Raw genomic sequence first — 11,284 nt, 5'->3', positions numbered from 1 at the left:
TCACAAAGAAAAAAGTACAGTACCGCAACTGTAACCTTTTATAAAAATAGGAATTTTTTGGTCGTGAATATATAATACTTTTATCCTATAAAATTAGCAATACGTGATTGTGATGATAACTTCATAATCATCCTCTAATACATAAAACGGGACCAATAATAGTTAAAGGTGTTAACACCTGACCACGAAAAGGCTGGTTCTGCTAGAAAGTCATTATGGTTTTAACCAATTTTTATTAGATGGAACTTTGACCAGTTTCTTGCTTTCTTTAAGCAATACCAATAGATTTTCCAAAATATAAATAAATTAATATTTTTTCTTGTAATATTTTGAAATACTTACAAAATTTTATTGTATAATCTAAAAGAACTATTACAAAAGGGGGATTTATTTATGAAAGCAAAATTACGAAACGAAGCAGGTGTCACAAAGGAGGTTAAAATTGGATTCAGCTGGACTACATTCTTTTTTGGATTTTTCCCAGCACTTATTAGAGGAGATTTAAAATGGGCAGCGATTATGTTTATCACTGCTGCAATAGTTGGAGCGTTTACTTTTGGGTTTGGAGCTTGGATTCCTGGAATAATATTTTCTTTTGTATATAATAAGATTTTCATTAAAGATCTACTTGAAAAAGGCTACCGCCCTGCAGATGAACAAACCCAAACAGAACTCCAATCCAGAGGAATTATTTCACCACTTTCTAAAGCCGTATAAAAGATTAAAAGCTGATTATTTTGTAATCAGCTTTTTTATTTTAAATATAATTGAATAAATTTACGCGGCTTTGTAAAAAGTTGAAAATGATTTAATAGGCTAAGGAATCTGCAATTGAAGCACTTACCCCTAGCAAGAAATCAGAAGGTCTTTTTTCAAAATCTTATTACTATAGGAGAAGATGTCGTACAACAAAGAATCATTTATCTCTCATTTCTTATATTAATTATATTGAGCGCTTGTTCTAATTACGAAGAAGTTTCTACAAATAAAGTACAAGAAAAACCACAACTAGAGGAACGCCCAAAACAAATAGTCAAAGAAGTAAAAATAATTAATTCAGAAGAGAAAGAAGAAGAAACAACTAAACTATGCAACTAACTATAACATAAAATGGTAATTCATTTTAAGAGCACTTATTCCCCCACACATATGCCAACTCCATTAAATATTGTAAATTGTCCAAGAAGCTGTTTTCTTATTATTCCCTCCCCGTCCCATATGCCTATATTATCTTTCTCTCTCATATAGTAGAGTAATCAACTGAAAAAGGGGTGAACCATATGAAAAAAGTGATTTCACTGACGTATTTATTCGGGGTTGTGTTTTTATTGGCAAGTGCACTTTATTTTTTCGCTTCTAACTGGCAGGTGTTTTCACGGCTTGAGAAAGTGGCTTTGGCAGGGTCTTTGATTGTATTGTTCTATGGGGCGGCTTTTCTGTTGGACCGTGTTTTGAAGGGTGCCTATTTCCTTTCAAACTGGCTGATGGTCAGCGGGGTAATTTCCTTTGGCTTGTCCGTTGCTTTACTCGGTCAGCTGTACAATTCCCATGCTGACAGTTACTTGCTGTTTCTTGTTTGGTCCATTCCAGCCATACTATTCAGCTTGCACACAAGGTACAGCGGTTTTTACGTATTAACCCATATCCTCATCCATTTTACTATTTACTTTTATCTTTTCCCTGCGTCTCCATTCGGGCACTGGACACTCGCCCATACATGGATCGCGTTTGGAGTCGGAATTCTGAACACTCTCTTATTTTTGATCATAAAAAGAGGCTACCTTGCATCAAAGCCGCTTCTATATCTGAGCCTGATCTCAGCAAACCTCCTTTTCATGGTCACTGCATTCGCTAACGAGTTCTCCGTTTTCTTTACCCTGTTTTATATTTTCATCCTGGCCGTTGGCGTGTACAGGTACTTTCATAAAGAAACATCCATCTTCATCATCCTTTCGATGTTTGGAACAGGCTTTATCATCATCAAAATGTTCGAGTTGATGGCAAGGTATGTATCCAGCCTTTTCTTTGTCGGTCTCTTATTTGCCGCCGTTCTGTTACTAACGGGAAGTGTTTTCCTTGTGAACTATTTACGGAAGCATTCCTCTTCCCGTCATTGGACAAAGACAATCTTCATTGCAAGTGTCACGACCATCGCCTCTGTTTTCATCGTGGCGTCTGTTTTCGGACTGCTTTCATTGCTCATGGTGGATGTCTCAATGGTTACTCTATTTGTATTCGCGACGGTATTTCTCGTCATCCCAAGCACGTTGACCAGCTGGCCGTCTCCTGTAAAGTATTCACTCATGATGACCGGTATCCTTATCGGGATGACAGCAAGTGTGTTTGATGAATTTACGTTTGTGATGTTTCTCGTTCTGGCCTATGTATTTTATGTTGAGAAACGGTCCGCTGCGAGGTTTGCATTCTATCTCCTCTTTCAATTGAACACAGCGATCTTCTTAGGACAAACGCTCGACCTGGGCACTCATCCCCTCCTTGTCGTGATGATGCTCTTGAATGTTGCCGTGTACCTTGCCACTTATAAAAAATATATCCTACAATATGGAGCGTTTCTCATTGGATTCTTTACCTTTTTCTCGTTAACTACAATCGATCTTTCATTGACGCTTCACATTATCTATACCGCTCTGTTTTTTCTGACCGCAACAGGCTGCGTCTATTTGTTCAAAAAACAGGATCGAACCTTCTATTGGGTTTCTTCCCTTGTATTCTGGTTCATGCTCATCGTCCAGCTATATTACGACCTGGCCTGGAAGCTCATTCATAAATCCCTGCTCTTAGCCGCATTGGGAATCCTCTTCTTACTGATGGCTGTTTACCTGGATAGGAAGGTTGGATCAGATCAGCAATCATACTCAATGCTTGTCGGTAAAAGACTCGGAATCATTCTGATCATATTCCTTCAAGCTGGATGGATCGGGTACCAAGTTTATTCCAACGAAACCCTTTTACAAAACGGAGAAACGATCATACTGGAGCTTCAACCTGTCGATCCGAGATCTCTCCTGCAGGGTGACTATATGGAATTGAACTACACGATTTCTCAGCTTGAAGACACCTCCATTCATGACAACGGACCCGTCACTATCGTGTTACGCAAAAATGCACAAGGCATCCATGAATATACAGGTGTTTATAGCTTTAACGAAAAATGGAATGCTCCTTACGAAAAGAAACCCGGCGATGTCCTACTCAACGGAAAGGTTACAAGCTCATGGGACAACAACGCCCAGATCACGTATGGAATCGAACACTTCTTCATCCCGGAAGGAACCGGGCTTGAGGTGGAAGGGAAAGTGAAGGCTGCAGTGGTGAAGGTAAGTGATAAGGGGAATGGGATTTTGGTGCGGTTAAGGGACTAGGCTGCGGTGGGACTAAGGGGCCTGTCCCTTGTCTCTTCCATGAATCAAAAAGGTGGACTAATAAGGAGAATGCTGCTTATTAGCCCACCTTTATTTCATTAAGCTCGGTTGCGGGGACCGAGGGACAAGGTGCCTGTCCCCCCGTCCCACCATCACCCAAACGGCGTATCCGATAGTTTAATAGATTCCGTCGGACAGTCTTCATATGCTTCTTCCACGTCTTCCATGAATTCTTCTGGAATGGGTGTTGTCCCTTTGTTATCATCCAACAAGACAAATGCCAGTCCTTCTTCGTCGTAGTCGTATACTTCAGGGGAGGATACTCCGCATGATCCGCAGGCAATACAGGTTTCCTGGTCTATGATCGTGTATTTACCCATATTCAATCTCCTTTACGCTTTGATGGTTTCTTTCTTATCCGTTTGCCCCATCACGCTTGTACTATGTAATGGCTGCACGCGTGCACTGGGATCGACATATTGTTTGGCATGGCTTACGGCTACAGGTGCCTCGCCGAACCCGGTGGCGATCAGTTTGATTTTCCCTTGATAGGTGGCGATATCGCCGACGGCAAAGATCCCTTTTATATCCGTCTCCATTTTATAATCGACGACAATTGAATTCTTCTCGATTTGAAGCTCCCAGTCTTTTATGGGACCAAGTGAAGAAATGAAACCGTAATTGACAAGAACATCATCCACATCAACAATTTCAGTCCGCTCCTCCTTCGCGTGGTGAAGGATGACGCTGCGAATCGTGGAGCTCTCTGTATTCATTTCAGCTACATTGTAGGGGGTCATGATTCTGACACTTGAATTCATTAGCTGCTGAACGCTGTGTTCATGGGCTCTGAACTTATCCCGTCTATGAACGAGTGTTACCTCGCTGGCAATCGGCTCAAGCATATTCGCCCAATCGACCGCTGAATCCCCGCCTCCGCAGACCATCACTTTCCTGTCTTTGAAGCGTTGTAGATCATTAACGAAATAATGAAGGTTCTGATATTCCTCGTCTAACCCTTCGATTCCCAGCGGGCGTGGCTTGAATGCCCCCGCACCTGCTGTGACGATGATGGTTTTGGTCTGGTGGACTTCCCCATTATTCGCCGTTAATAAAAAAGACCCATCAGGAAGCCTTTCCACTTTTTCCACAGTCTGACCCAGACTTACAGAAGGATTGAACTGAAAGGCTTGCTCCTTTAAGCCGTCAACTAAATCCTTCGCAAGCACTTTAGGGAACCCCGCTACATCATAAATATATTTTTCCGGGTACAGAGCCGACAGCTGGCCTCCTAATTGAGGCATACTTTCTATGATCTTCACGCTCATCTGACGCATCCCTGCGTAAAAAGCCGTAAATAATCCTGTCGGTCCTCCCCCGATGATTGTGACATCAAAAACTGGACCTTTTTCCATACACTCAAACCCCTTTTCTTCAATGTTGTTTGACCTATAACTTCTTTAACAAAAGAAGCAAGTCCGTCTCTACCGCTGCATTGCCTGGCAGGGAACTGACTCCCACTGCACATCTGGCATGCTTCCCATTTTCCCCGAACAATTCAACCAGCAGATCGGATGAACCATTGATCACCTTCGGAACATCTGGAAAACCTGCTTCACAACTGACATATCCTGTGACTTTCACGACACGTTCGATAAGGCTGAAGCATCCCAATACATCCTTCACGATTGCGAGCTGATTAAGTGTCGTCAACCGCGCGGCCTCATATCCTTCCTCTATCGATACATCCACTCCAACCCTTCCTTTGTAGGGGAGATCTCCATTCCACTTACAGGTCACCCCGCTGACGAATAAAAATGGATCCGCTCGTACCGACCCTAAGTAATGCCCCGACGGTTTAGGCTTTTCGGGCAGGATCAGTCCCATTTCTTCAAGCCTGTCTTCAACCTTTATCAATTGTTTCTCCACATCGATCTTCCTTCCTGGCGAGTGCCATTAAATCAAGAAGCAGCAGATTATGATGTTTGCAAAAGCGTTTCCCTTCTATTTTTGAATGTACTTGGTTGATGGGAATAGAACACATTGAGGTTTGCCTGTTTATCGCAAAAAGAACATTTCACACCCTCCGGAGCCTTGCGGATATGAGGGACATCCAATATTTCAATTGCCTTCGTCACATGTTTTTTACACGTCCACATTTGCTACACCTCTTTCATTTAATGTGTTTCGTCTTATTTATTGACTACTTGTTTTTGGATTTTATCCGGTTTTCTTTTCTTCACAACCTTTGTTGTTTCTTCATCCCAGGAAATCGTGACATCCCCATCCGTGACAAATGTTTGGCACCCTAAGCGATATCCTTTTTCAAGCCATTCTTCGCCGAGCTTTCTCCGTTCCTGAACCTTCACGTTGTCCAGGTTCTCAGCTCCCTCTTCGATCTTGCAAAGGCAGCTTCCGCAAATCCCCCCACCGCATTTGTTAGGAAGATCGCCATCGTATCGTAAGGACATTCGTAATATATTTGAGTTTTCAGGTACATCCAGAACTTTTCCACTTGTAGAATAATTGATTTTAGGCATCGAGTATTCCTCCCTTGATCCTTCTTGGTATACAATATACCACAAACGAAATATTCTGACAATATATTTTTAGTCATTTCTCACTTTTCTGAATTTTAATTTGAATAACGAATGCTCTACTGCTATACTTCTTGGTATACAAAATTCCATCAAAACGAAAGGAAGGATTCCATCATGTTAAAAGTAGGATTAATCGGGTACGGCGCGATCGGGAAAGATGTTGTCTCCTATATAAAGGAAGATAAGGTAGAGGGGACAGAGGTGCACGCGATTCTCGTAAGGAACTCAGAGCAATATGAAGAATTAAAGACTGAGAGTTTCATGGTGATGGACAGCGAGGAAACCTTCTTCTCTTCCGGACTGGACGTAATCATCGAATGTGCGGGCCATGATGCTGTCTATCAATATGCAGTGAAATCCCTATCAACGGGCAGTCACTTTATAACGGTATCTGTAGGAGCGTTCTCTGATGTGGAGCTATATGAGGAAGTCGTCGAAGCAGCAAGGAAGTATGGCCGTAAATTGATTCTTCCTTCCGCTGCCATAGGGGGGTTGGACCGCATCGCTGCGTCCTCCATCAACGAGCTGGAGGAAGTGAAACTCATTACCCGAAAGCCCCCTGCGGCATGGAGGGGGACCGTCGCTGAAGAAAAAGTAGATTTAGATACTATAGAAGAAGAGTTTACAATCTATGAAGGTACGGCCCGTGAATCTGCTAAACTCTTTCCGCAGAGTACGAATGTTTCTGCTGCCCTCAGCATTGCCGGGGTCGGGTTTGATCAAACGAAGGTACAGGTACTGGTAGACCCGGGAGTGAAGAATAATACCCATCAGATCGTAGCAAAGGGATACTTCGGCGAGGTGGAACTGACCATCCAGAATACCCCGTCGGCAGACAATCCTAAATCGGGCTACATTGTAGCCATGAGCATTTGCAAAGCCTTGAATAACCTTACTTCCCCTGTTGTCATTGGGATTTGAGTCCACTTCCACAAAAAAAGACTGTGTCTCATCATTCAGACACAGTCCCTCTTTATTTTTTCTTTACTTTTTCTTTTTGCTTTTCGATGAAATGGATATAAGCTTTTTTGGAATTTTCGATGTGGATCTTCGTTAAGAATTCGGCCATATCCGCTTCTTTATCCCTTACCGCTTTCATGATTTGGATATGCTCCTTTAAGGATTCCTTCCTGCGTCCCGGGGTTTCGTATCCCATACTGGCAGACATCTGAATATAATCGGTCAACCCGGAAAGGATTTGGAAAAGCTTCGGGCTTTTGGCGGCTTTATAGAGGAGGAGGTTCATCTCGATATGTTCCGTATCGATCCCTTCTCCCTCACCTTTTTCCAACGCTTCCAGCTTTTCGATCTTCTCATTGAACTCTTGTTGTATGTCATCATCCATTTTCTGCGCGGCAAGCTTTGCAGCCAAGACCTCGAGTGAAGAAAGAATCGTAAACACTTCGATGACTTCCTCTTCAGAGATATTGGAAACAATGACGCCTTTTCTAGGGACTGTCTTGACGAAGCCTTGAGATTCAAGCCGGAACAGTGCTTCACGAATCGGGGTCCGGCTGATATTCAGTTTACTTGCCACTTCCCTCTCGATCAGGCGGTCACCTGGCTTGTATTCTCCGCCCAGAATCAAATCTTTTAAATAAATATATGCACGCTCACGGATTGAAAGTAATTCCTCTTCTTCCCACTTCATTTCATTATCCCCTTCTCCGATATAAAATCACTTGTTTATCTATTTTATCAAAGACTCTGTCATTTTTATATTATTAAGATACTTTTTGGGTTACTTAAGACGGGGTGGACGTTTGTAACGTAAAACTAAGATCCATAGAGAAGAAAATTTTAGCTTTTATCCATCTCAAACTTCTTTTCTTGAATTTTCCCTGCCAAGTTTGCACATTTTCCTTAAAAACCTTCACTTCCTGCTGATTATCCTATGAAATGTAGACCATTTTAGTTGTTGTTGTGCCTCTTTCCACTAAACTCGTGCCAAAATGTGAACGACAATAATCATAATCGTTTACAAGCACCATCCCCAACCAGCCACATCAAAAAATGTAAAAATCACTTTCTACAAATGCAAAAACGATCAAGCTGAACTTGATCGCCCTTCCATTAATTCGATAAAAAGATTCCTCCATAAAATAGTGCACACACGATCACAAGTGCCGGATGGATCTTCAGCTTTTTCATGACTAGAAACCCTGCAGCAGTCAGGATCACGAGATGCAATACTCCGCTTTTTTCAAAGGCAGAGAGGAAGAATTGATAAGCCAGTACCCCGAGTAAAATGGCAATGACAGGCTGTACGGATAGTGTCATCAGCTTTACCTGCGGGGAATCCTTGAAAAGGTTCACGAATTTGAAAAGGATGATGACGGCGATCGCTGATGGAAGAATGGTTGCTGCAAGGGCAATCACCATCCCTAATACGCCTCCCATTTCATAGCCGATGAACCCTGCCATCTTGGTTGCGATCGGCCCGGGCAGGACGTTTGCAATCGCGAACAGATCCCCGAACTCGCCCAGGGTCATCCATTCATAGCGGTTGACCACTTCGTTCTGAATCAATGGAATCGTTGATGGCCCGCCGCCATACCCAAGGAGATTCGAGATGAAAAACGCCCAGAAAATATCCCAATAGATCATACGCTCTTTTCCTTTCTTGGCTCATACATGTCTTCAGACACTTCTTTCCTCCGGTTCTTATATGCGGCCACGATAAAGGCTCCAAGTAGGCAAGCCCCGATCATGATTCCCGGATGTAGATTCAGGAACTGGATCAGTACAAGGGAAACGCCACCCAGCCCAAATGCGATGGGCAGCCCGAGACCTTTACGTGCCTTGTCTGCGAACTTGTACGCCATCTCAAGCAGCATGATCCCGATGATCGGCGTCACTCCCTGCACCATTCCCCCTACAATCGGGGACGTCCGGTACTTGTAAAGGAGGCCGAGCATGAATAACATTCCAAACAAAGAAGGAAGGATATGGGCCAGGATCGCTACTGCCGCTCCCAGGTTACCATTCACTTTGTATCCGATATACGCAGCCATCTTCGTAGCGATCGGACCCGGCAGCGTGTTGGCAAGTGCCAGGGTCTGGCCGAACTCATCCTCTGTCATCCATTCGTATTTCTTCACTGCTTCATATTCGATCAATGGTATGGTGGAGGGTCCTCCCCCATATCCGGTCACTCCCGTTCTGGCAAAACCAACCGTAAGGTCCAAATAAGATTTCATGCCTACTCCTTCTTTCATTATTTTATCGTCAGGACCTCGGCTGCAATGACTTATTTCTTAATATCTGCATCTGTTACGACGTCATGATCCTTTAAGTGGGACTGCAATGCTTTCAGCGCAGCTGTTCCGACAGCCGTATCCTGTTCACCGTTACCGCCGCTGACCCCGATGCCGCCGATGACTTCACCATCCACTACGATCGGAAATCCTCCGACAAATACCGCAAACTTCCCTGGGAGCATCTGCTGGATACCAAATGCTTCATTCCCCGGCAATACAGGCCCGTTCGGTTCCTTGTTAAATAAATGAGTGGAACGCTTATGCCCCGCTGCCGTAAACGCTTTGGCAATCGCGATGTCGGGACCGGTGATCCGGGCGCCGTTCATACGTTCAAGGGCAATCACATGTCCTCCGTCATCGACAACTGCGATGGTTTCAAGTACATTGATTTCTTCTGATTTTCTTTTTGCCTCTTCTATGATTACTTTTGCTTCTTCGAGTTGGAGTCTTAGTACAGTTTTCATATCGTCGTTACCCCCAGAGAATTTTAGTATCCTATATATACGGTCTTGATTTGAGTGAAGAAATCGAGTCCTGCTCTTCCAGATTCACGGAAGGTGGACGTACTTGACCTCTTGATGCCGCCAAATGGAGCGTTCATCAGGTTACCGGTCGTTGGCCGATTCACTTTCACGGTGCCGGCTTTGATATCTTTCGTGAACTGTTGGGCCGTTTTTAAGTTATTGGTCACAATCGATGCGGACAGACCGTATTCAACGTCGTTGGCCACTTTGATCGCTTCAGCATAATCAGAAACCTCGATCACCGCGATGACAGGACCGAAGATTTCTTCTTTCGCAATCCTCATGGAAGGATCGACCTCCGTAAAGATCGCCGGACGAACGTAATAGCCCTTTGCATAATCGCCTTCCGTTACATGCTCTCCCCCGTACAGTAAGTCGGCTCCCTCTTCTTTACCGATTTCAATGTATTTCAACACATTCGTCAATTGCTTCTCACTCGCCAACGGACAAACCGTGATCCCTTCTTCAAATCCGTTACCGATCTTTAGGTTCTTTGTTTTTTCCACCAAAGCACTGAGGAATTTCTCTTTGACCTCTTTCATCACGATGACACGACTGGTTCCCGTACAGGCCTGACCACTTAGATTGTAGCCGCCATTCACTGTCAATTTAGCTGCAAGCTCGATATCGGCATCTTCCATCACAATCAATGGATTCTTCCCGCCAAGCTCCATCTGTGTTCTCGTATCGAAGGAAACATTACGATGAATGCGTTCCCCGGCGCCAGTAGATCCTGTAAACGTCACAGCCTTCACTGCTGGATGGTCGACCAGGCTGTCACCTATTTCACGGGAGTTCCCCGTTACAAAATTAAGTACCCCATCCGGAAGTCCGGCGTGTACCAAAGCTTCCACTAATCGATAAGCAACCAATGGCGTTTCAGAGGATGGCTTGAATACAACCGTATTTCCTGTGATCAATGCAGGCGCTATTTTACGGGCAGGTATCGATAATGGAAAGTTCCAAGGAGTGATGACGGTGATGACACCAAGCGGCTCAAGCTTCGATGATACATCCATGTTGGGATCATCCTGGGGAAAGGTCTCTCCGCTTTGGCTTTGACCTTCGACCGCATAATATTTCAGGGTTTCAGCAGATCTCAGCACTTCCCCACGGGCAGCCCCGATCGGCTTCCCTTCTTCCTGAGTCAATTCCTTTGCAAATTGATCTACATGGTCGATCAAATATTGAGCTGCCTTGTTAAGGATCGCTGCCCTCTTGGAAGGCGCCGTATCAGACCAGGAAGGAAAAGCGGCATCCGCAGATTCAATGGCCCTTTTCACGTCCTCTTGTGTCGACGCCTGGAAGACACCGACCACTTCTTCTTTATTGGCCGGGTTAAGGCTGACAAACGTTTTTTCACTGGAGGAATCCTCCCATTGACCATTAATGTAGTTTTTGTATAATTCGGCTTTTGCTACTAGCACTCGAAACATCCTTTCCTATTCATTTCTCGGATATGATGAACAAATGGCAGTTCCCATACCAGGAAACTGCCACTTATGCATTTTTTACAA

Annotated in this window: 13 protein-coding genes; 4 read left to right on the top strand and 9 right to left on the bottom strand. The window is 44.0% G+C overall.

The features are described from left to right. Nucleotides 1–393: 393 nt before the first annotated feature. The 3 genes from Q1B03_RS17760 to Q1B03_RS17750 all read left to right on the top strand — a co-directional run bounded on the left by Q1B03_RS17760 (nucleotide 394) and on the right by Q1B03_RS17750 (nucleotide 3,383). Nucleotides 394–717, top strand: coding sequence for a DUF2628 domain-containing protein (locus tag Q1B03_RS17760; protein WP_299744508.1), 324 nt, complete (start codon nucleotides 394–396; stop codon nucleotides 715–717). A 114-nt stretch (nucleotides 718–831) separates the two neighbouring features. After that, the gene (locus tag Q1B03_RS17755; protein WP_299744505.1) at nucleotides 832–1,098 is read left to right on the top strand and encodes a hypothetical protein; all 267 of its coding nucleotides are present in this window, start codon (nucleotides 832–834) and stop codon (nucleotides 1,096–1,098) included. Between the two features lie 182 nt (nucleotides 1,099–1,280). Then, on the top strand, nucleotides 1,281–3,383 hold the full coding sequence (locus tag Q1B03_RS17750) for a GDYXXLXY domain-containing protein (protein WP_299744502.1): 2,103 nt from the start codon (nucleotides 1,281–1,283) through the stop codon (nucleotides 3,381–3,383). 152 nt (nucleotides 3,384–3,535) lie between these two features. On the opposite strand, the gene Q1B03_RS17745 is transcribed toward Q1B03_RS17750, so the two are convergent. The 4 genes from Q1B03_RS17745 to Q1B03_RS17730 form a co-directional block, all read right to left on the bottom strand. Then, a complete protein-coding gene (locus Q1B03_RS17745) occupies nucleotides 3,536–3,763 on the bottom strand; it encodes a ferredoxin (protein ID WP_299744499.1) in 228 nt (75 codons plus the stop codon). Nucleotides 3,764–3,775: 12 nt separating this feature from the next. Continuing rightward, nucleotides 3,776–4,798, bottom strand: a complete 1,023-nt coding sequence (locus Q1B03_RS17740) for an NAD(P)/FAD-dependent oxidoreductase (protein WP_299744496.1) — start codon at nucleotides 4,796–4,798, stop codon at nucleotides 3,776–3,778. A 34-nt stretch (nucleotides 4,799–4,832) separates the two neighbouring features. Next, nucleotides 4,833–5,312: a RidA family protein gene (locus Q1B03_RS17735; protein ID WP_299744493.1), complete on the bottom strand. Its 480-nt coding sequence runs from the start codon at nucleotides 5,310–5,312 to the stop codon at nucleotides 4,833–4,835. Between the two features lie 263 nt (nucleotides 5,313–5,575). Continuing rightward, the gene (locus Q1B03_RS17730; protein WP_044339899.1) at nucleotides 5,576–5,923 is read right to left on the bottom strand and encodes a 2Fe-2S iron-sulfur cluster-binding protein; all 348 of its coding nucleotides are present in this window, start codon (nucleotides 5,921–5,923) and stop codon (nucleotides 5,576–5,578) included. 174 nt (nucleotides 5,924–6,097) lie between these two features. Between Q1B03_RS17730 and Q1B03_RS17725 the strand changes: the two genes are divergently transcribed. Continuing rightward, nucleotides 6,098–6,904, top strand: coding sequence for an aspartate dehydrogenase (locus Q1B03_RS17725; RefSeq protein ID WP_299744488.1), 807 nt, complete (start codon nucleotides 6,098–6,100; stop codon nucleotides 6,902–6,904). A 52-nt stretch (nucleotides 6,905–6,956) separates the two neighbouring features. Here Q1B03_RS17725 and Q1B03_RS17720 read toward each other — a convergent pair whose 3' ends face one another. From Q1B03_RS17720 to Q1B03_RS17700, 5 genes are all read right to left on the bottom strand, one after another. Next, complete coding sequence (locus Q1B03_RS17720; protein WP_044339901.1) at nucleotides 6,957–7,634, bottom strand: GntR family transcriptional regulator; 678 nt, start codon at nucleotides 7,632–7,634, stop codon at nucleotides 6,957–6,959. Nucleotides 7,635–8,056: 422 nt separating this feature from the next. Further along, nucleotides 8,057–8,590, bottom strand: a complete 534-nt coding sequence (locus Q1B03_RS17715) for a chromate transporter (protein WP_044339902.1) — start codon at nucleotides 8,588–8,590, stop codon at nucleotides 8,057–8,059. Further along, nucleotides 8,587–9,183: a chromate transporter gene (locus tag Q1B03_RS17710; RefSeq protein ID WP_299744481.1), complete on the bottom strand. Its 597-nt coding sequence runs from the start codon at nucleotides 9,181–9,183 to the stop codon at nucleotides 8,587–8,589. Before Q1B03_RS17710 ends, Q1B03_RS17715 begins: the two co-directional genes overlap by 4 nt. Before the next feature lie 50 nt (nucleotides 9,184–9,233). Next, on the bottom strand, nucleotides 9,234–9,707 hold the full coding sequence (locus Q1B03_RS17705) for a heme-binding protein (RefSeq protein ID WP_299744478.1): 474 nt from the start codon (nucleotides 9,705–9,707) through the stop codon (nucleotides 9,234–9,236). Nucleotides 9,708–9,730: 23 nt separating this feature from the next. After that, entirely contained in the window at nucleotides 9,731–11,203 is a 1,473-nt protein-coding gene (locus Q1B03_RS17700) for an aldehyde dehydrogenase family protein (RefSeq protein WP_299744475.1), read from the bottom strand. Nucleotides 11,204–11,284 lie beyond the last annotated feature (81 nt).

Source organism: uncultured Rossellomorea sp., from assembly GCF_947488365.1.
Taxonomy (GTDB): Bacteria; Bacillota; Bacilli; order Bacillales; family Bacillaceae_B; genus Rossellomorea.
This window is presented reverse-complemented; position numbering and strand designations above follow the sequence as displayed.